Annotated in this window: 16 protein-coding genes; 3 read left to right on the forward strand and 13 right to left on the reverse strand. The window is 43.3% G+C overall.

All coding sequences use genetic code 11. The annotated features are described in order from the left end of the window. Window positions 1-66: 66 nt before the first annotated feature. From H8S64_RS10355 to H8S64_RS10415, 13 genes are all read right to left on the reverse strand, one after another. Complete coding sequence (locus tag H8S64_RS10355) at window positions 67-588, reverse strand: TlpA family protein disulfide reductase (RefSeq protein WP_186976167.1); 522 nt, start codon at window positions 586-588, stop codon at window positions 67-69. Window positions 589-638: 50 nt separating this feature from the next. Beyond that, complete coding sequence (locus tag H8S64_RS10360; RefSeq protein ID WP_186976001.1) at window positions 639-1,724, reverse strand: thioredoxin family protein; 1,086 nt, start codon at window positions 1,722-1,724, stop codon at window positions 639-641. A 106-nt stretch (window positions 1,725-1,830) separates the two neighbouring features. Next, complete coding sequence (locus H8S64_RS10365; protein ID WP_141560926.1) at window positions 1,831-2,394, reverse strand: DUF4843 domain-containing protein; 564 nt, start codon at window positions 2,392-2,394, stop codon at window positions 1,831-1,833. A gap of 17 nt (window positions 2,395-2,411) precedes the next feature. Continuing rightward, window positions 2,412-3,833 carry a RagB/SusD family nutrient uptake outer membrane protein gene (locus tag H8S64_RS10370; RefSeq protein ID WP_227216603.1) on the reverse strand — a complete coding sequence of 474 codons (1,422 nt, stop codon included), beginning with the start codon at window positions 3,831-3,833 and terminating at the stop codon, window positions 2,412-2,414. Window positions 3,834-3,845: 12 nt separating this feature from the next. After that, window positions 3,846-7,136: a SusC/RagA family TonB-linked outer membrane protein gene (locus H8S64_RS10375; protein WP_186976002.1), complete on the reverse strand. Its 3,291-nt coding sequence runs from the start codon at window positions 7,134-7,136 to the stop codon at window positions 3,846-3,848. A 152-nt stretch (window positions 7,137-7,288) separates the two neighbouring features. Continuing rightward, on the reverse strand, window positions 7,289-8,467 hold the full coding sequence (locus tag H8S64_RS10380) for a FecR family protein (RefSeq protein WP_186976003.1): 1,179 nt from the start codon (window positions 8,465-8,467) through the stop codon (window positions 7,289-7,291). Between the two features lie 76 nt (window positions 8,468-8,543). Continuing rightward, entirely contained in the window at window positions 8,544-9,104 is a 561-nt protein-coding gene (locus H8S64_RS10385) for an RNA polymerase sigma-70 factor (protein ID WP_186976004.1), read from the reverse strand. Window positions 9,105-9,361: 257 nt separating this feature from the next. Then, a complete protein-coding gene (locus H8S64_RS10390) occupies window positions 9,362-10,468 on the reverse strand; it encodes a thioredoxin family protein (RefSeq protein WP_255469504.1) in 1,107 nt (368 codons plus the stop codon). 25 nt (window positions 10,469-10,493) lie between these two features. Then, the gene (locus H8S64_RS10395; RefSeq protein ID WP_099291581.1) at window positions 10,494-11,021 is read right to left on the reverse strand and encodes a DUF4843 domain-containing protein; all 528 of its coding nucleotides are present in this window, start codon (window positions 11,019-11,021) and stop codon (window positions 10,494-10,496) included. Window positions 11,022-11,038: 17 nt separating this feature from the next. Next, window positions 11,039-12,463: a RagB/SusD family nutrient uptake outer membrane protein gene (locus H8S64_RS10400; protein WP_186976005.1), complete on the reverse strand. Its 1,425-nt coding sequence runs from the start codon at window positions 12,461-12,463 to the stop codon at window positions 11,039-11,041. Window positions 12,464-12,480: 17 nt separating this feature from the next. After that, entirely contained in the window at window positions 12,481-15,780 is a 3,300-nt protein-coding gene (locus tag H8S64_RS10405) for a SusC/RagA family TonB-linked outer membrane protein (protein WP_255469505.1), read from the reverse strand. Between the two features lie 232 nt (window positions 15,781-16,012). After that, on the reverse strand, window positions 16,013-17,179 hold the full coding sequence (locus H8S64_RS10410; RefSeq protein WP_186976007.1) for a FecR family protein: 1,167 nt from the start codon (window positions 17,177-17,179) through the stop codon (window positions 16,013-16,015). Between the two features lie 371 nt (window positions 17,180-17,550). Then, a complete protein-coding gene (locus H8S64_RS10415; protein ID WP_186976008.1) occupies window positions 17,551-18,096 on the reverse strand; it encodes an RNA polymerase sigma-70 factor in 546 nt (181 codons plus the stop codon). A gap of 268 nt (window positions 18,097-18,364) precedes the next feature. Between H8S64_RS10415 and H8S64_RS10420 the strand changes: the two genes are divergently transcribed. The 3 genes from H8S64_RS10420 (at window position 18,365) to H8S64_RS10430 (ending at window position 21,540) form a co-directional block, all read left to right on the forward strand. Continuing rightward, a complete protein-coding gene (locus H8S64_RS10420) occupies window positions 18,365-19,090 on the forward strand; it encodes a hypothetical protein (RefSeq protein ID WP_186976009.1) in 726 nt (241 codons plus the stop codon). Between the two features lie 113 nt (window positions 19,091-19,203). Continuing rightward, a complete protein-coding gene (locus H8S64_RS10425) occupies window positions 19,204-20,433 on the forward strand; it encodes a sigma-54 interaction domain-containing protein (protein WP_099291578.1) in 1,230 nt (409 codons plus the stop codon). Window positions 20,434-20,451: 18 nt separating this feature from the next. Continuing rightward, window positions 20,452-21,540, forward strand: a complete 1,089-nt coding sequence (locus H8S64_RS10430; RefSeq protein WP_186976010.1) for a PDDEXK nuclease domain-containing protein — start codon at window positions 20,452-20,454, stop codon at window positions 21,538-21,540. The last annotated feature ends 79 nt before the right edge of the window (window positions 21,541-21,619 follow it).

Consider the following 21,619-nt stretch of genomic DNA (forward strand, 5'->3'; position numbering starts at 1 on the left):
AAATAATCATTTACCTATGATAAAGCGAGGAGAATATTTTCAGTTTTTCTACCGATGTGAAAAATATTATATCCCTTTCAATCCCTCCAAAATCTTCTCAAACTCCGGACTCGAAGGTTTCGGTAATTTCAAATTCATCACCCGCCCCTTTTTATCCAATAAAATCAACCGGGGAATCGCCCCTACCCGGAAAGCAATCATCGACGACTCGTCCCCCGCTATCCACCATTGATGACCGCTCATCTTCCCCCACCACAACTCGTTTAGCCAACGCTGTTTCTCTGTATCACAGGAAAGACTCACGAACTCTATTTTCTTATCCTTATATTTCTCGGCTAACCCCTTCAAGGTTGGATATTCCTGCTTACAAGGATAACACCACGATGCCCACACGTCAATCACCACGTATTTCCCCTTGAACTGTTTCAAGGTCATTTTCCGGTTCGCCGTATCCCGGAAAACAAACACGGGAACACGATCCCCAACTTTCAATTCCACTGTATCATGCACCGGCACTGATTCCACTCTTACCTGCGCCCATCCCATTACGGGGCACAACAAACTAAAAATTATCAACCATGTCTTCATCATCAAAATTATTAACAAAACCAAGATTCTTATCTGCAAAAACTCGTTCGTTACAACCGGGCAACCGCAGTCTTGAAATTACGCAAGGACGCTTTAAGAGTCGACATTTCCACCTGTTCCGCTAATTGTTCGGTCAACGTTTCCAATTCCTCTTTCTGCTTCTCGTTCCATTTTCCTTTCAAACTCAGAATCGGCATAAAATACAGGTAAGCAATCTTTTCGTCCGCCATTTTCGGAAACACCTTTTTACACATTTCCAACACCTTATCCGTGTTTCCCGTTTTCATCCCTTTAATCAACTCGATATACTCGTACAAATAATCCTGTCCGGTCAACTTGTAAGCATCCAATGTTTTTTGGATACCCTCAACATCAGCCAAAGTGGCGGTTGCATTCTTTCCACGGATAATCTCCTCCAGTTGCAAATCAAATAAAGAAGCTAATTTCTTATCCACCTTCTCGATACCAACACCTTCACGAAATTGCTCCGTGTGTTTCAAGAAATAATTCATATTCCCGGAGCCGATCGGTGACAAACTTACATCCTCGTAAATAAACCAGTAAGGCTCCGTGTATTTCTGGCTATCTTCCAAAGAACCAATGATATCCTGCGCCACTGCTTTCGCTTTATCCAAATCACAAGCCGTAATCAAAGCTTTCGTGTATTTCAACAAGAAATCCATCTCACGATTCCCCGCGGCGTATTCGGCTTCCAAATTAGCTGCCGAATTTTCATCAAAAGCGGCATCCACTTTCTGAATAAACTCTTTCCCGTCCAACGTGCCACCCACGACACGCTGCATCAGACTGCCATCTGCCTGCAATACCAGGAAAGTCGGGTAAGCCGTAACCTTATATTTCCGGGCGAGATCCGGTCCTTCCCCTTTCTCCATGTCTACTTTGATACACACGAAACGTTCGTTCATATACTCGCCCACCTCTTTCAAGGGAAGCACCTTCTCCGCCATCATCTTACACGGTCCGCACCATGACGTGTAACAATCCACGAAAACTTTCTTATTCTCGCCCTTCGCTTTCTCCAACGCTTTCTCCAGCGTCAACTCTTGAAAATTAGTCTGAGCGAACACAGACGCCATCATCAACATACCAATAAACAACAATACAAACTTTTTCATATCCTATAATTTAAAATCTTTTCAACAACATGTGTCAATAATCTTCCTCACGGTCAATGAAAACATCGACCGTGAAGGAAATTATAACAATATCAATTAATAACGATTAATTACTTTGAGTAAATTGCACGAAAGCATGAGTACGTGCCGGATTAGCACTAAGATTAGAATTAGTCGCCATTATTTCAAAATCCTCTGAATCCACAAGTTTGAAGGCGAACATAAAACCTTTATAACTCCCCGCTATTGCCGGATCATAAGTAACAATGATCGGGATATTCACACTCACGGAATCAGCGGGAACCACACAACATTTCTCCATCTCCGGATCATCAAAAGCCACGTAATTCACTCCCGCTATCGCTTCCTCTCTACCATTCGTCAAGAAACTATACGGTTCTATATTTATCTTACGATCCACACTTCTTGCCACACCGGCAACCTGCACCCTGAAAAAGAACGTATCCCGTTGTCGTGACGAATTCACGCTAACCGAAGAAGAATTGTAATACAGATACACACTATCCGCAACATTCATTGCCGCCCCCAATCTCGACGACTCGTACTGGAAATAAATGTAATCACGTTCCAAAGAATACACCCCTACTTTCTCTTCCGAACAGGCATACCCGATCAACCCGATCACCAATGCTATAAATAACTTTTTCATAACCATCTGTTTTTTTATTATCTTTTCTTGTATTCACTCGGGGGCAATGGCAACACATACTGCTCCTCGCCACAATCTGCCGCTTCAATATCCTGCCACAACATCCGTTTCACGGCAAAACGCTTATACGTGAAGAAATTTTGTCCCTCGGCTGCAAATTCCCGTATATATTCCCACAATACCCTCTCCTGCCTATCCGATTCCGACATCGGAGTATACGTGAGATTACGAGCCGCACTATACTCCTCGTAAGCAACATTCGCCTCACTCAAACTTCCAGCTTCCATAATAATAAGATACATCTCAGCCAAACGCACCACCGGCATATTTCGTTTTGCCGTAGAACTGGGATACATCTCATTATATTTCTTCGTAACACGAACATTTTGCATCATTTGATTTCTAGTCCAACTCCAATGACTCTTGTATCTCAAATCGTTCGTGTTGCCCTCGAATAAATCAGTCACGAATGAATTATAATTGGAATTATAATATCCAAGCGTAGTCATACCCGGGTTAAAACCACTCTGCTGATAATCAAACTTATCCTGATTCACGCCACACAAATGTTCCGGATAAAAAAGATTATTACCGATATTCCCTTCCACCGCCAAAGTAAACTTCGGCGTCCCGTCCTCGTTCTTCGCATCTTTCACCATCGCAGCATAACGCACGGCACCCTCCTTATCCCCCATCCACAAACGGGCACGAGCCTGCAATCCTAACACGCCGTAATAATTAAAATGACTCTTCCGGTCTGTCCAAAATCCAGAGTATTCCGTGCTGCCATCAGACGGGTAATTCAAAATCGGGTCGGACTTCTGCAACAATTGCTCAGCCTCATCCAAATCTGCCACCAACAACTCCATGAACCGTTTGAAAGTATGATACGGGTAATTCTCTATGGAATTTTGTGTCACGTAAGGCAAATATTCCACGGAAGCATCCACCTGCGTTGGCATCGGGCCCCAAATCCGTATCAAATCCAAATGCAACGAAGCTCGCAAAGCCAATGCCTCACCTTTCACTATATTATAATACTCTTCACTCAATTTCTCCCGATTCTTATCACATCCCTCGATCATCGGGTTCAACGAATTGATGATTTTATAAAACGCCATAAATACATCATCTAAACCGGTTGCAAACGAAGCATTATCCAAATTATACACGTGGGCTGCCAAATCTACATTCGTGTTCGTCCATGTACACGCCAAATATTCGGCAAAACCACCCCCGCCCATATAACCGTTAGGCTTGTATATAGATGCGGCAGCTAAAACATAAGCTCCGTCCAAAGCCTGAAGAACACCATTATCTGTTTCAAACAAATTATCCGCTACAAGCGTAGTTTCCGGCACAATCGTAAGCCAATCGTTACACGCGCAACACCCCAGTGCCAAAGACGTGCATAATATATAAATACCTTTTCTTATCATGATATTTCCAAATTAGAATGAAAGCGAAAGAAAAAAATTCGGGTTACGAGAAAACGGATAACTTGTCCCCCGCTCCCGTTTAACAGTTGAAATGTAAAAAACATCCGAAAGATTCGCACCCAACGACAAACCTTTAAATCCTAACTTTCGGCAGAAGTGTTCCGAGAAATTATACGAAACATTAATATTCGTACATTGGAATACATTATCCTTTTGGACAAAAGCATCACAAGGAAAAGTATTCGTACTCGCGGAATTCAACATCAACTTCTTGTAAGGAACAACATCACCCGGTTTCTGCCAAGTATCCGATAACACGCGACGATCCTGATTAAGAATCAAGTAAGCGTTTTCCGTTTTATTTGCCAAAGTACTATTAAACTGTTTACCTCCCCATTTCACGCCAAAACCGACAGTCAACATAAACCCTTTATAAGCCAGATTCGTGGATAAATTACCATTTACCTTGGGTAAACGATCCCCCAAATAAACCATATCCTCCGCATTTTGAGCAAAAGTTACATCCCCGTCTTTCGTTAAAAACATCCGTTGTCCCGTGGCAGGGTCTACTCCCACGGTACGCAACCCGTAAATCGCATCCATAGAATAACCTTCACGGTATCGATAATACACATCAGCCGTGTACATACTTGAATTCAACTCCTTCAAGAACTTCTTATACCCCTCCGAAATCTTTTCAATAAGATTTTTCGTGTGATTAAAAGAACCCGTCACGCTCCAAGTAAAGCCCCTATTCGGATTACTGAACAAATTCACGGTAACTTTCGCATCCCATCCCTTGTTTCTAATTGAACCGGAATTAGCCTTAGCCGTCCCGAATCCATGAGATACGGGAAGTAACATTTCCGCTACCGTATTATTCGTCAACTTATCGTAATAACTGAATTCAAATTGCAAGCGACGATTCCACGTGTGCAATTCTACCCCCAGATTCAATTGGTAAGTATTTTGCCACTTCAACGTCGAGTTGCCGAATGCTTTCAAATAAGCCCCGAATCGTGACATATAATCATTTTTCGTATCCAAAGTATACACAGCCATCGCATCTTCCGGACTAAATCCCATATTCCCGGAAACGCCATAAGAACCTTTTACCTTCAACCATTGAATAAAAGGAACGTGCTCGATAAAAAACTCTTCATTACTGATATTCCACCCGGCTCCTACCGACCAAAATGTAGCCCATCGGCTATCCTCCCCGAAAGAAGACGAGCCGTTCGCGTTAAAACTCACGTCAAAGAAATAACGCATATCATAATAATAATTACCTGAAAAAATCAAAGCTATACGGCGGGTTGTATTTTTAGAACCTGTCGGATACGTGTTATCCCCATACCCCAATGCCATAGACGGGAAATCGATATTATCATTCGAGAATCCCGTGCCGGCCCATGATAGCCTCTCCTCCTTTTTTTCTTCTATCTCGCCGGAACCTCCCAATGTCAACATATGTTTCTCGTTGAAAGTATTCGTGTAATTCAAATTCAAACGCCCCTGCCATTGATTGGTTTCAGTTTCGGTTCTCCCGAACCTTCCTTTCTGATTCGCTTCTTTCCCGGCAAATTGTTTATGAGAAGGAGGTACGAAATTATCGGCTTGACTAAAATTTCGGGACAGCCCCAACGTTCCCACCAAATAAAAATTCTCCGTGAAATTATACCGTACACTGGTGGAATTCCGCACATTCGTGTATCTGGTTTTATTCCAATTCCCGATATACTTATCATATATAGGATTCTCTTTTTTGCTATCGGCAGATGTAGTAAGCGGATGATCGTAATTCTCTATCAACTTACCGTTATCATCATAGGGAGTCCAATAGGGATTCATAGCCACGTAATCCGAAAATGAACCATAAGGACTATTAGCATTATTATTCGTTCCGACGGAAAGATTTTCCGAAACCATTAATTTCTTACTTTGATAACTCAGGTTTAGCGAACCGTTAAAATTCTTTCGATCAGATCCTTTCATGACACCGATAGTCTCGTCGTAAGCCAAATTGGCACTAAAACGCCACTCTTCGTTTCCTCCCATCACGTTCAAACTATGATTTTGCCCCACGCCCGTCCGCACCGGAAGAGATAACCAATCATAATCTAAGCCGTTATCCACTTTCTCTTTCAAGTCGCGGTACAAATCTTGATAAGCTTCTGCGTCCCACGCACCCAATCGATATTCCAAATCCAACTTCTCTTTGGCATTCAACAAATCATAAGTACTCAAATCCGGTATTTCCAGTTTTACACTTCCCCGATAACTCACTTTCAACGTACCGGCTTGCGGCACAAGCGACGTGATCACCACAACACCGTTTGCTCCCCGGGAACCATAAATAGACGTCGCACTCGCGTCTTTCAATATCGTGATACTCTCGATATCTTCATTATTCAAATCTTGCACTCGCTCCAAAGAAACCTCAAAACCATCCAGTATAAACAAAGGCAAATTCAATTCCGCCCGAGTCGCCAATTGTAAATCCTGCACGTTCGCGAAAGTAGAAGCCCCTCGCAATTGAATTTCCGGTAAAGCATTCGGGTCTGAACCATAAGCATTATTCTCCACGATACGGAAACTCGGGTCTAAATTAGATAACGTCTGTAATAAATTTCGAGAAAAATTTCGTTTAATATCTTCTTTCGTCACGCTTGTCACCGCCCCCGTGAAACTCTCCTTCGGTTTGTTAAAAATACCGGTAATCACCACTTCCTCCACCTTCTGTACATCTTCCTTCATCACGATCGTCAACGGCTTCATATCATTTTTCACCTGCACTTTTTGCTGTTGAAAACCCACGAAAGAAAAAATCAATTCCATACTATCCCGCTTTGGCAAGTCAAAATCAAACTCACCTTTAGCATTCGTCACGAAACCCAAAGTCGTTCCTTGCACCCGAATCGTCACCCCCGGCAAGATTTCTCCTTTTTCGTCTTTCACTATTCCTTTCACCGTGATCTTCTGCAAGGTATCAGCAGATACAATCGCAGCCCGCTGAATAATGATCGTGCGATTAATCAACTTGTACGTCAAATTTGTACCCTTCAAACAAGCGTTCAGCACCTCCTTTATATCCGCACCGTTATAATGCAGATTCAAGTGCTGCACACCCTCCACGTGTCGGTCTTCATACAGGAACGTGTAATCCGTACTTTTTTCCAACAACCGAATAACAGACTCGAACGAAGCGTTCTCCACTTGCAGGGTCACCTTCGCTTCCTGACTATACACTCCTGCAGTCACTTGCATAGCCGATACTAACAAAAACAGTATCACAAACCTCATAACTAACCATGTTTTTAACCACCTTCTTTTCGAAAGAAGGTCTAAAATCCTAATTTTTTTCATACATTTGTACATTAGAGTAAAACAAATACCGGTTCATCCGGTAACGAAAGACGGGATAGTGCCAATATTCCGTCTTTCATCTTTTCAATTCATTTTTTGGTTATATATATCACATTGTCCTTGATATTAAATTTCACACTTCCGGTTACTTCCAACATCTCCACTAACTTATTAAACCCGTCATAACGTCGCACATTTCCAGAGAAACTAACCTCCCGGCACCAATCGTCCACGAACACCACTTTCACGTCATACCACCTCTCCACGATATTCATAATATCTTCCAGACGTTGTTTACGGAACACGAAATTCCCGTCCTTCCAAGCCGTGTAAGGATACACGTCCACTTTTCCCTTGCTGATACCTTTTTCACCTATCACACCTTGATCTCCCGGTGTAAGCTCCACGCTCTTTCCTTGCTTCGAGGTCAATAACACCTTACCCGACACTAATGTCGTCAATTGCTGTTTTTCCTCCTTGTACGAACGAGCGTTAAACTGTGTACCCAGCACCTTTATTTCACCTTCTTCCATCTCCACCACGAAAGGCATTCCCTCGTTTTTCTCCACCTCGAAATAAGCCTCTCCCGACAGATATACCCGCCGTTCTTCCCCCATGAATTTCACCGGGTAACGCAATCGGGAAGCGGAATTCACGTAAACCACCGTACCATCCTGCAACTTAACCTTGAACTCTCCGCCTCTCGGGACTTTCAAGGTATTATACGCTAATTCTTCCTTCCCCACGCTCTCTCCCTGATAAGAAATTCCTTGCCCATCCTTCAAAATATCCACGCCATTCTCATTCGTCAACGAATCCTGTAAATTTACTCCCAGCAACAATCTTTCTCCCCCGGCTAATTCCAATTCCGCTTTCATCTCTCCCGGCTTTATTTCCACCACGTTCTCCACCTTCGCGACAATCGTTTTCTCCTTCTTCCCTAGAAAATGGAAAGCCACCCCCACGCACAACAGCGGTAACACGATCCCCGCGGCATACTTCATCACTTTTACCAACGGGAACAATCGCCTTCCGCCCGTGGCCTTATTCACCCGCTCCCAAGCGGCACGTTTATTTAATTCCCGAACCGCCTCTCTCCGACGTGAACGCTCTCTTCCCGCACGCAATCGTTCATACACCTCCCTATTTTTCTCGTTTTCCCGAATCCACCCCTCCAATCGCACCTTCTCCTCGGGAGTAATCTCCCCTTGCAGGTCGCTCGCAATTAACCGGGGAATATCTTCTATATATTCGTTCAAATCTTTCATTTCTTCAATTTTACACACCTATTACAATTCACATCCCATCCGGGGTGAAAAGAAAAATAAAAAAAGAATGATTTTTTTATTGATTCAATAAAACGACCAGCATACCGATATCCGCGATATTCTGTTTCAAGCGTTTATAAGCAATCTTTTTTTGTGTCTTCACCGTGTTTTCCGACACGCCCAACAATCGCGCTATCTCCTCGTTATCCTTCCCTTGCATAGCCAGCACAAAAATCTCCCTACATCTAGGTGGTAAATCCTGTTCCGTCTGAGCCAGAATACGCTCCGTCTCCTCCTCAATCACGTAATTGATAAAACAAACTCGCGAATCCAGTTCATTTACCATAGCGGCGGCATATTCATTTTTAATCCGCTCATGCTTCAAATAATTTAAAGCATTATTACGGCATACTTGATAAAGAAAAGATTTTAAATGAACCGTCGACGCTATACTTTCCCGGTTATTCCACAACGAGATAAAAGCCTCTTGCACGCAATCCTCGCAAACGGCAACATCTTCCACGAAACGATGGACAAACAAGCACAAACTATCATAGAAAACATCAAAGACCTGCTGGTACACCTTCCGGTCACCAGACACTAATCCTTGTATCTCTATTGAAGTTTCCAACTTCATACTCACACCATTTAATTCATATCTCGAATTTGACAAAGATACGAAAAAAATAAAACGAGGGTATGTCAAAACACACCTCTCGTCTATAAAGTTCATAAAGTCGAGCCTTCGGCTCCTAAATTCTATAAAATCAGTTATTTAATAATATATTAATATTCAGTATCATAACACTCCAATTACCTGTACATTTGACCTTACGATCTTATGGACTTTTAGACCTTATGAACGAGAGGGTGTGTTTTGACACACCCCCGTTTTTATCTCTTTTTCATCTGATCCAACAGGGAAATCCCCACGTTGGCAAAATTCGTCAGTGAATGTTTTAATTGAGACATTTGCACCTGCTCAGCCAATTGTCTGGTTAAAGCCTCCAATTCCTTTTTCTGCTTCTTATCCCACTTCTCGCCAAGCGACGTGATCGGGTTAAAATACAAATAAGAAACTTTCTCATCCGACATCTTGGGGAACATCTCCTTACACAACCGTAAAGTTTCATCCGTATCTTCCGCCATCACGGCCTTTATCAATGCAATATACCCGTTCAAGTGTTCCTGTCCCGTCAAGTGGTAAGATTCCAACAACTTTTCGGCATCCTCCACATCGGCAAGAGTCGCGTTGCGATTCCGCCCGCGGAGAATATCTTCCAGTTGCATTTCAAACAATCCCGCCACGGCAGCATCCACCTTCTCAACACCCACACCTTGCCGAAATTTCTCCACGTGCTTCAACAAATACACCATATTTCCCGAACCCACGGGCGACAACTCCCTGTTCTCGTAAATAAACCAATAAGGAGCCGAACACTTCTCGTCATCGTCCAAAGAAACCAATACTTCCTGAGCAATCCCTTTCGCTTTCTCCACGTCACAAGCCTGCACCAGAGCCTCGATATACTTCATCAAGAAATCCATATCACGATTACCGTTCATGTACCGGACTTCCAATTTTCCGATAGAATTTTCATCCAATCCCTCCTGCACCTTCTTCAAGAACTCCTCTCCGGTTCCGGTACCGCCAATAACCCGGTGCAACAAACTTCCGTCCGTTTTCAACATCAAAAACGTCGGGTAAGACGTCACCCTGAACTTCTTCGCGATATCCCGTCCTTCCCCTTTCTCCATATCAAACTTCACGCACACGAAATGTTCATTCATATAAGCCCCGACCTCCTCTAACGGCAAAATCTTTTCCGCCATCATCTTACAAGGTCCGCACCACGAAGTATAGCAATCTACAAAAACATATTTATCTTCCGTCTTCGCCTTCTCCAATGCCTTCTCCAACGTCAAATTTTGAAAATTCGTCTGTGCAAACACGGATATAAGCACGAACATACTGACGAACGACAACAATAACTTTCTCATATTAAAACCTTTATACATGATACAATCACCATCCTATCTTTATCCGTCCGGCAGAAATTCCCAATTCCTGAGTCCCTTTATGAAGCACTTTAAAATCCTCATTCTCCACCAACTTGAAATTCAACACCTTTCTAGGATAAGTCGTGGGCGAAGTTATGATTATCGGAATCCGCATCTCCAAGGAATCCGCCGGAATCGTGTAATATTCCTCCATCACCGGATCATCAAAAGCGATATAATCCACCCCGGGGACAGCCTCCTCTGCCACGTAACTAATATCCTCGTAAGTATATTGCTTCAACGTGATCTTCCGGGGACCTTTCCCGTAATTTCCACCCACGCCCACTTTGAAATACACCGTATCTTTCGTTTTACTACCCGAGGGAAGATTAATCGTCGTATTATAATCATACAACGAGTCTACTGCCGTCATCCCGGACATTCTCATGAAAAAAATATAACTCTCCGTTCTCTCGTAAGGCTCCACGAGTTCCTCCGAACAAGAAGCCACGACAACCATGCCAATCAAAAAAACTATTATAAATGCTTTCATAACCTTCTATTTTTTAATTAAAACTCTTTCGGGGGCAATGGCAACACGTATTGCTGTATATCGCAATCATCACTATCCTCCGGCTGATTAAACATTCGCTTCACCTCGTTACGCTTATAGGTAAAGAAATTTTGCCCCTCCGCCATCAACTCCTTGATAAACTCGCGCGTCACACGCTCCTTGCGATCGCCCTCCATGAGAGGCACGTATGTCATCTTCCGGGCAGTACAGAACTCCTCGAAAGCGGCATTCGCCTCGGTCAATGTCCCACACTCCATAATCGTCAGGTACATCTCCGACAACCGGACAACAGGCATATTCGTCGCTTCTGCCCTCGTGTCGGGACGCATACACTCGTACTTGCGACAAGTCACGTTAAACGGGGGTCTTCTTGTAGAATAAAGCCATACCTGAAAACGTAAATCACTCGTGTTATTATCATACAACTCCAAAAACGAGAAAGCCATATTCGTCATCTCGACTTTCACATTCGTCCCACCAAAAGAACTCTTGTTATAGTCAAAAACCTCCGAAACATCCACCCCGCACAAATGCTCCGGGTACATCGTCCCGTCCCAAGCCCCATCACCGAAACTACTGAAAAGCGCCTGATCGCCCAACTTGAATTTAGGAGTACCATCCGTGTTCACCGCCTCTTTCACCATTTTCGCGTAACGCAAAGCCTCTTCTTTATCACCGTACCACAAGCGAGCCCGGGATTGCAACCCCAAAACACCGTAATAATTAAAATGACATTGACGCTTCAACCATTTCGTGCTTCCGTTAGTCGTATTATTCGCGGGAAAATTCAAAATCGGGTCTGACTTCTTCAACAAAGCCTCCGCCTCGTTCAAATCCGCGAACAACTTCTCCATGTACTCGTCATACGTGTGATAAGTGTATTTCGAGGTAGAATACTCCGTGACATACGGCAAATACGTTTTCGTCCGGTCGACCTTCGTGGGCATCGGTCCCCACAAACGAATCAAATCCAAATGAACGCAAGCGCGAATCGCCAGAGCCTCCCCCTTCACGATATTATACACCTCTTCGCTTAACAACTCTTTGTTCTGCTCCATCCCGTTAATCAAGGGCGTAGCGTTAGAGATAATCTTGTACAAACCCATGAAGGCACCATCAAACATACTGCCCACGAATTCATTATTTATGTTATAAATATGCTTGTTAAGATCATTCCCCATGTTCGACCACGTGGCGGCCAACCCCTCCGCGAAACCGGCTCCACCCATAATCCCGCCCGGATTATACACCGACGTCTTCATTAATATATACGTCCCGTTCAAAGCCTGCTCTACCCCCGCATCCGTCGTGTAGAGATGATCGGCAACAATCGTCGTTTTAGGTTGTACGGTCAACCAATCCGTGCACGCGCCGGAAACCAATCCCAACGCCATCCACAATATGTAAAAACTCTTTTTCATTTTATCTATCATTAAAATTAGAAAGAACAAGAAATTGAAAAATTCGGGTTCCGGGAGAACGGGTAATCGATACCCCTTTCCCGCTTAATCGTCGAGATATAAAATATATCCGACAAATTAGCGCTAACGGTCAAAGACTCCATCCCCAAGTACTTCTTCGTGAAAACCTTCGGGAACTGGTAACCGACATTGATATTCGTGCATTGCAACACGTTATCCCGCTGCACGAACATATCACACACGTTCGTGTAATCCCGATAAGGACTCGGGTCCATTTTCGTGAACAACGCGTAATCCCCGGGTTTTTCCCAACAACCGTTCAGGATTCGCCGGTCAAGATTATAAAGGAAATCCGCGTTCTCCGTTCTCGCCAACAAAGTCGAGTTAAACTGTTTTCCTCCCAAGCGAACCGCGAACCCCACGTTCAACGTGATACCCTTGTAAAGCAATGACGTGGAAATCGTCCCGTTCACCTTGGGTTGACTCTCCCCGAGATACACCATATCCACCATCCTCTGGCGCAATGTCACCTGCCCGTCGTGCGTCAAATATAACCGCTTCCCGGTCAACGGATCCACACCAATCGTACGCAACCCGTATATCGCGTCCATCGAACGCCCCTCCTGATACTTGTAAAAAGTTTCATGCCCGCTCATCTTCTGGTTATCGTACTGCAATTGAGCCTCTCTATAAGTATCCGACAATTTAACCACCGTGTTGATATTACGGGAAAAACGCCCCGTCACGTTCCACGTGAACTCGCGCTCCAAATCCCGAATAATATTCGCCGTCACGTTCAACTCGTACCCCTCGTTACGAATCACCCCGATATTCGCCTTACACATTTCCACCCCGTGAGAAATAGGCAACATCATCTCCGACACCGTGTTATTCGTCCTCTTGGTATAATAATTTAACTGGAATTGCAACAAGTCATTCCACAACCCCAAATCCACGCCCACGTTCCACTGGTGCGTATTCTGCCACTTCAATTCCGGATTCCCGAACGTCTGCAAATAAGCCCCCATCCCGGATAAATACGAAACATTCGTTTCCAACTTATACGTTGCCAACGCCTCCTCCGGGGAAAATCCCATGTTACCGGACACCCCGTAAGAACCGCGGAGCTTCAGATTATTAATCACGTTCGAACACCCGTACATAAACCGCTCGTTAGTCACCGTCCAACCGCCACCCACGGAAAAGAAAGGCGCGTAACGACTCTCTTTACCAAAAGAAGAAGACCCGTCGACCCGAATACTGGCATCCAAGAAAAAGCGCATATCATAATAATAGTTACCGGAGAAAAGCAACCCGATACGGCGAGTCGTCGTTTCGCTCCCGCCGGGCATACCTTCTGCCGGGTAACTCAACGCCATGGAAGGATGACTCACGGCATCATTCATAAAACCGACAGCCGCCCAATTCACGGCATCCGACTTCCTCTCTTCCATCTCCCCGGAGAGATTAAGCGTCACCATATGCTTCTCCGCGAAAGTATTCGTGTAATCAACCCCTAAACGCACCTGCCAACGATCGTCTTTCTTGTCCATACGGTAATTCGACCCCTTTTGGTCGATTTCCTTTCCAGCGAACGACTCGTGAGAAGGAGGCGTATAAGTATTCCTCGTGTCCAATTGACGGGTCAACCCCAAGGAACCAACCAAATAAAAATTCTCCTTGAAATTATAGCGTAACGAAAACGTGTTCCGGATATTCGTGTACTCAGCCTTATTCCAACGCCCCACACTGGCGTCGTATATCGGGTTTTGCACACCAAGTCCGTCGCTACTCATCTTTAAAGGATGACTATAATCGTACACCGGCGTGCCGTCCTCGTTGTACGGATTCCAATACCGGTTCATCTGCGCATATTCGGAGAACGACCCATAAGGAGAATCCGAATTCGTGTTTACCCCGACAGAAAGCACCTCGTCCACCGTAAACTTATCCGAAGTGTACGTGATATGCAACGACCCGTTAAAATTATTACGCTCCGAACCTTTCATGACACCTATTTTCTCATCATACGACAAACTGGCCGCAAACTTCCAAATCTCGTCGCCCCCCATGATCGTCAGCACGTGATTTTGCCCCACGCCATTCCGCGTCGGCACCTTCAACCAATCGTAATTCTCCCCGTTATCCACGGCCGCCCGGATTCCCTTGTAAGCGTCCGTTTCCTTGTAATCATCCCAAACGCCGATCTTCTCTTCCAATTCCAACTTTTCCCTGCCACTCAGACGATCGTAAGTACTCAAATCCACGAGCTCCAACCGCAACGATCCCCGGTATTTCACCGTGACCTTCCCCGGTATCGGCTTCGCCGAAGTAATCACGATCACCCCGTTCGCCCCGCGCGAACCGTAAAGTGCCGTCGCACTGGCATCCTTCAACACCGTAATATTCTCCACGTCATCATCGTTCAAGTCCATCACGCGCTGCAAAGAAACCTCGAAACCATCCAAGATAAACAACGGCAAATTCAACTCGGCACGGGAACTACTCTGCACGTCCCGGATATCTACCAGCGTGGCAGGTCCCCGCAACTGAATTTCCGGCAAAGCGTTCGGGTTCGAACCCGCGTTATTATTTTGCAAAATTCGTATACTCGGGTCTAAAATAGACAATGTTTGCACTAAATTTCTCGAGTAAGTCGCTCGAAACTCTTCCTTCGACACGGAAGTCACAGCACCGGTGAAACTCTCCTTCGGCTTATTAAAAATACCTGTCACCACCACTTCATCCACCGTCTGCAAATCTTCTTTCATCACCACCGTCAACGGCTTCATCCCGTCCTTCACGAACACATTGTGCCGTTTAAATCCCACGAAAGAGAAGATCAATTCCAGACTATCCCGCTTCGGCAAATCAAAATCGAACTCCCCCTTGGCATTCGTCACAAAACCGATAGTTGTTCCTTTCACGCGGATTGTCACCCCCGGTAAAATTTCCCCTTTCTCGTCTTTCACGATTCCCTTCACGGTAATCTTGGCAATTGAATCCGTAACCGCCGTGTACACCGGTTGAATCACAATCGTGTTGTCTACCAAACGATACATCAACCCGGAGCCTTTCAAACAAGCGTCCAGAACCACCTTGATATCAGCTTCCGTGTACTGCAAATTCAAGTTTTTGATTTGTGCCACTTGATGATCTCTATACAAGAAAGTAAAATTCGTTGAATTTTCCAACACTTTCACCACATCCTCGAAGGATGCATCCTGTAAATGAATCGTCACTCTAGCCTCTTGGCTATAAACACTCGCTGACAAATGCAGCGTCGATACAAACAGAAGTAAGACTACAAATTTCATAATCAAGCATGTTTTTAGCAACCTTTCACGCCAGGAAAGGTCATGCATTTCATTTTTTTTCATACATTTGTAAACGTTTAATGAAACAATTTCCGGTTCGTCCGGTTTCAAAAGGCGGGATACGGCCAATATCCCGTCTTTTTTATTTCTCTCTGTAAACTCTTTTTTCCAATCGTTCTACACCTCCATGACACTTCAAAAAGAAAAAGGAGGTATGTCAAATATCATTTTTTTATTTTTCCCGGATAAAAATATTATTCCCCTTAATCTCGAATTCCGTGTTCCCCGTCATTTCCAACATCTCCACGACTTTAGAAAAGTCGTCATAACGACGCATTTTTCCGGTAAAAGTAACTTCTTTTTGAGAAGCATTCTCCCAAAAAATGTTCACGTTATACCAACGGGAAACAATATTCATAATCTCCTCCAACCGTTGTTGCTTGAAAGCAAACACGCCCTCCTTCCACGCCGTGTACAAATAAGTATCCACCTCCCGCGTCTCCAACTCACCCGATTTATCCAGTACGGCCTGTTCTCCCGGCTTCAACACGACAGATTCCTTCCCAACAGAGAACGCCACGGAACCATGTACCAAGGTTGTCAATATCTCCCCCTCGTCTTTGTACGCCCGAACGTCAAACCCGGTACCCAAGACTTTCACGGCAGAAGTTTTCAAATCCACGACAAACGGGTGTTCCCCGTCAGTCGTCACCTCGAAATAGGCCTCCCCGGACAGGTAAACCCTCCGTTCTCCTCCCGCGAATTTCACGGGATAACGTAATTCCGATTCGGAATTCAAATACACCACCGTACCGTCACACAACGTGATTGAATACTCCCCGCCGCGGGGAACCCGCAACGTATTATACCGTACCTCTACATCAGAAGAATCCCCCACGTAACTGACTCCCTGTTCCCGAATGACAACATTCGCGCCTTGCTGCAAAAGCAAAGAATCCGTAACATTCGTGCTCAACATTTTGGTGGTCCCGTCAGCCAGAATTAATTCCGCTTTCACCTCCCCGTGTCGGATAACTTCTGCCACTTGTTCCGGAACGACATCTTTCTTCTCTTCGTTACCCAACCAGAAGACAACAGTGCATAGCGGTATCAACATCCCGGCTGCCACGGTAGATATCCTCCGGATTCGTCGTACCCGAACATTACGTTTCCTCTTCCGCAGAACTTCCATGTACCCCTCCACGACATCCACCCGTGCCGTTTCCCGGCATTTACGCTCTATATACCCGGCATTCACCACTTCCCCGTAAAGACGCTCGTTTGCCTCATCCGCCTCTCTCCATGCCTGCAAAGCCTCCCTCTCGTCTTCACTCAACGTGCCCGAGATGGCTTTTGCCAACAAACCGGGAATTTTCTCGTGTATTCTATCGTTTTTCATATTTAAACTCGTTTACACTTGTATGACACTTCAAAAAGAAAAAGGAGGTATGCCGCCTTCAAAAAAAAATCACGCCCATGACCTACCCGTATCATACCTATAACCTGCACGAAAACAGGAATAATCCCGTATCAATTCCGGTTCACTTCCGTGTAAAACGCTATTAATTCCCTATTAAAACGCTATTAAAACCCTATACTATAATAGCGTTTTAATAGCTTATCAAAAACTTACTAATAACATTTCAAGCGGAAGTGAACCGGAATTAATACGGGATTCATACCCGATTCATATAGGTCACGGATAGAACAAGACCTTGACATCCCATTGTAAAATACAAGATGACATTACCCGAGATATCAAAAAATACCTTATAAACAGAAAAACATGAAAAGATTACCCAATCGTTCTTTTAATACCCGACGGGCATTTTGTTTCTGCTTCTTCACCGTTTCTATCGTGATTCCCAGTTCATCCGCGATTTCTTTGGCGGAATAACCTTGTATTGCGCGTGAAAAGACATTCCGACTACCGGGAGGAAGTTCCTCAACGATACTCATCACGATACGGAAAGTTTCCTCCTTTATATACTCGTTCATCTCGACAACATCCATTTCTTCCGTAAATGAACGGGTCGCATCATGACGAATCTTTTCCGCCCGCAAATGATTAAAGCATTTAAAACGTACCATCTGATAGAGATAGGCGGAGAGATTTTCAACACCGCGCAATTTCTCGCGAGTTTCCCAAACCTTCACGAAAACGTCCTGCACAATATCTTGGGCAGCCTCTTCCCGTTCAACATATTTTATTGCAAATGAGATTAATGACGGATAATAATCAACAAACAGAGCTTGAAAAACATTCTCATCACCCCCGATTAAACGACCGATATCTATAGGTGGTTCTTCTATCATAAAACCAACGTTTGTTGATATTTATTAAATTACTTGTTTCGCATTTTCATATTTTCAATATCCTGCTAATAATCAAAGATTTATCATTTCATGTAAATCCAATGTTAGCAAAAAAAGAAAAGCATAATAAAACGTTCAATTATTGCCACAAATGTAATAAAAAAAGAAGATAAACAGGTATGTAACATATTTGCTTTTTTAAAAATCATTTTTTATCTTTATGCGTAATAGATTTTTAGTTCCTTTTTTATCATTAAATTTCTGTATCATGGAAAAAGCTATTATTCATTCACTTGTAATTTTGTTGTCTTGTTTGTTCATGGCTTGCTCAAAAAACACGCCTAATAGTCCCGACGAAAAACAAAGCATGGCTTACAAAAAATTTAAAAATGAAATTATTGCAATCGGTGGGGAAGATGATTTAAAAAAAATGACAATCAAAACCCCAGATTCAATTAATTATATAACTATAAGTTACAATGAATTTATTGAATTATATAAGTTTTACAAAAACAATGAATCGCTACTTCAAAAAGACAGTGTTCTATCAAGAGCACTAACACGAGGGGCATTTGATTACGAAATTTCCGGGACTTCTAGGCTTATAATAGATGTTAGAGATGTGTATGTACCGAAAACGCTCGATAGTATTTTCAAGAGTAAGCGTTTTCGTTTTATTCTAACATGGGAACCGAAAGGGTGGTCTAATAATAGCGCATCCTATAGCGAATGTTACAGAACCACGAATAACAATACAGAACAACCGTTTAGTATAGGCAGATTTAGCGCTAACTACGATAAATACATTGATGATATTTATTTAGCATCAGAATTTGTTATGAATTTCGGGGTACGTCTTATTGGCGTAAAGACCCCGGAAACAGATGGTAACGTACAAGTACTATATCTTTATGTATTGGGGACAAACGCAAAAATCAAACATTCCGGACATTTCACGAACTATGACTATGAATTTAACATACGCTTGGAGTAGAACATAATTCAAAAAAAAGATTCGATTTAAAACACTCTCGCCAACATGCTATTTTGTCAGCAAAATATGCTATTTTTGCAGATGCTTACATGTTTAATGGATTTAAATGGGATATGGAGGATATCAGGAATATCAAACAACGTTTTGAAATTATCGGTAATGACGCGAAATTAAACCGGGCGATAGAGAAAGCTGTACAAGTAGCACCCACGGACTTCACGGTACTGATTTCCGGGGAAAGTGGGGTAGGAAAAGAAATATTCCCGCGAATTATTCACAGTTACAGCACCCGCAAGCATGAACAATATATTGCCGTCAATTGTGGCGGAATCCCGGAAGGGACGATTGATTCCGAGTTATTCGGCCACGAGAAAGGTTCGTTTACCGGAGCTTTAGCCGACCGGAAAGGATATTTCGAGGTAAGTAACGGGGGAACTATTTTTCTGGATGAGGTAGGAGAATTACCCCTTTCCACGCAAGCGAAATTACTGCGCGTACTGGAAACCGGAGAATTTATCCGCGTGGGTTCGTCCAAAGTACAAAAAACAAACGTACGAGTGATAGCTGCCACAAACGTGGATCTCCCGACGGCGGTGAAAAACGGGAAATTCAGGGAAGACTTGTATTACCGGATCAACACGATTCCTATTCCCATCCCTCCCTTAAGGGATAGAAAAGAAGATATTTCTTTGCTTTTCAGGAAATTTGCCGCCGACTTCGCGGAGAAATACCGGATGCCCCCGGTAAGACTGACAGAAGATGCCGTGCAAGTGCTTGAAAACTATCGTTGGCCGGGTAACGTACGGGAACTGAAAAATATCACGGAACAAATCTCTATCCTCGAGCAGGAGAGATCGGTGGATGCCCTGACGTTAAAAGGGTATCTTCCGGCACACAACAATAGCCTTCCGGCTTTAACATCCATCCCGGAAAGCGACCATAGTTTTGCCAATGAACGGGAAATCTTGTACAAGATTCTTTTTGACATGAAAAAGGATATGAATGATTTGAAACATCTGGTGTACGATATTATGCAAAAAGAGCATATCACGCCGGAGCCGGAACCCCCGACCTCGATCGTGTTACGCGAGCTTTACGAAACACCTCAATCAGAGTTTCTTGCCCCACAACCGCCAAAATCTTTCTCGGCAGAGAAGGAAAGACATATAGAGGACACGGAAGCCGTTATTGAAGAATCGTTATCCCTTGAAGAGAAAGAGAAAGAAATGATTATCAAAGCTTTGGAAAAGAACCACGGCAAACGAAAACTGGCAGCACAAGATTTGGGGATATCGGAAAGAACGCTGTACAGGAAATTGAAGGAATATAATATTGACAATTGAAAATGAGAAGATGCCCCCATGAAAGATGATTCTATTAACGCGATAGACAGCGAATATATAGAGTGGTTAAAAGCCATCAAACAGCAAATTCGTTCCACGAAGATACGAATGATAAAAACAGCCAATACAGAGTTAATACACTTTTATTGGCAGTTAGGACAAATGATTTCTCTAAAACTGAAAGAACAGAACTGGGGGGACAAAGTTATAAACAAACTTTCAGCAGACTTACGCAATGAGTTTCCTGATATGCAAGGCTTTTCTCGTCAGAATCTATATTATAGTAAGAATTTCTACGAGTTCTATGCAGAACAAATACATATTTTGCCCAATAATCCAATTGTCCCCCAAGCTGAGGGACAATTACAAGCAGCTAATAATTATGACATTATCTTCAACATACCTTGGGGACATCAAAAGGTAATAATTAGCAAAGCCCAAAACATAGAAGAAGCGTTGTTCTACGCACACCAAATCCTGTCTAATAATTGGAGCAGAAGTGTTTTGGAGAATCAATTCAAGCAACAATTCTACAAACATTACGGGCAAGGACAGACAAATTTTTCACAGACGTTACCAGCCCTAACGGCAGATATGGCTCAAGAAGTTGTTAAAGACCCATATTGGTTTGATTTTGTGTCCGTATCACAAAAAGCACGAGAAAGAGATATTGAAAAACAGCTTGTTACTCACATTACCCAATTTCTTCTCGAATTAGGTAAAGGATTTGCATTTGTAGGAGAGCAATATTGTTTGAATCTAAATAACAAGGAATACTTCTGTGACCTTCTATTCTATCATATTCCTTTAAAAGCTTATGTCGTTATAGAACTTAAGAATGGAAACTTCAAGCCGGAACATTTGGGACAGCTAAACTTCTATCAAAACCTAATCAATAACTCGCTAAAAGGAGAATATGATAACCCGACTATTGGAATGTTACTTTGTCGGGATAAGGATAGGATTGAAGTTGAATATGCTTTGCAAAATATATCTTCACCAATTGGAGTTAGTGAGTTTAATGTTAAGGAGCTACTTCCTGAAAACTTGAAAAGTAAATTACCAACAATTGAAGAAGTTGAAGAAGAACTTAACAAGATTCTATAAAATTTAAAATCTAAAATTAACAAGAGGTGGTTTCTAATTTTATTATCTTTGTCGAAACGATAGATTTACTCATAGTTCA

Origin of the sequence: Butyricimonas hominis, assembly GCF_014287455.1 — a bacterium.
Lineage (GTDB): Bacteria > Bacteroidota > Bacteroidia > Bacteroidales > Marinifilaceae > Butyricimonas > Butyricimonas muris.

Bases quoted from the DNA above. Each gene is read 5' to 3' on its own strand.
- H8S64_RS10355 (WP_186976167.1), bottom strand. From the start codon at position 588: ATGAAGACATGGTTGATAATTTTTAGTTTGTTGTGCCCCGTAATGGGA.
- H8S64_RS10415 (WP_186976008.1), bottom strand. From the start codon at position 18,096: ATGATAGAAGAACCACCTATAGATATCGGTCGTTTAATCGGGGGTGAT.
- H8S64_RS10425 (WP_099291578.1), top strand. From the start codon at position 19,204: ATGGAGGATATCAGGAATATCAAACAACGTTTTGAAATTATCGGTAAT.
- H8S64_RS10430 (WP_186976010.1), top strand. From the start codon at position 20,452: ATGAAAGATGATTCTATTAACGCGATAGACAGCGAATATATAGAGTGG.
- H8S64_RS10370 (WP_227216603.1), bottom strand. From the start codon at position 3,833: ATGATAAGAAAAGGTATTTATATATTATGCACGTCTTTGGCACTGGGG.
- H8S64_RS10360 (WP_186976001.1), bottom strand. From the start codon at position 1,724: ATGAAAAAGTTTGTATTGTTGTTTATTGGTATGTTGATGATGGCGTCT.
- H8S64_RS10375 (WP_186976002.1), bottom strand. From the start codon at position 7,136: ATGAGGTTTGTGATACTGTTTTTGTTAGTATCGGCTATGCAAGTGACT.
- H8S64_RS10385 (WP_186976004.1), bottom strand. From the start codon at position 9,104: ATGAAGTTGGAAACTTCAATAGAGATACAAGGATTAGTGTCTGGTGAC.
- H8S64_RS10405 (WP_255469505.1), bottom strand. From the start codon at position 15,780: ATGAAATTTGTAGTCTTACTTCTGTTTGTATCGACGCTGCATTTGTCA.
- H8S64_RS10420 (WP_186976009.1), top strand. From the start codon at position 18,365: ATGGAAAAAGCTATTATTCATTCACTTGTAATTTTGTTGTCTTGTTTG.
- H8S64_RS10365 (WP_141560926.1), bottom strand. From the start codon at position 2,394: ATGAAAAAGTTATTTATAGCATTGGTGATCGGGTTGATCGGGTATGCC.
- H8S64_RS10380 (WP_186976003.1), bottom strand. From the start codon at position 8,467: ATGAAAGATTTGAACGAATATATAGAAGATATTCCCCGGTTAATTGCG.
- H8S64_RS10400 (WP_186976005.1), bottom strand. From the start codon at position 12,463: ATGAAAAAGAGTTTTTACATATTGTGGATGGCGTTGGGATTGGTTTCC.
- H8S64_RS10395 (WP_099291581.1), bottom strand. From the start codon at position 11,021: ATGAAAGCATTTATAATAGTTTTTTTGATTGGCATGGTTGTCGTGGCT.
- H8S64_RS10410 (WP_186976007.1), bottom strand. From the start codon at position 17,179: ATGAAAAACGATAGAATACACGAGAAAATTCCCGGTTTGTTGGCAAAA.
- H8S64_RS10390 (WP_255469504.1), bottom strand. From the start codon at position 10,468: ATGAGAAAGTTATTGTTGTCGTTCGTCAGTATGTTCGTGCTTATATCC.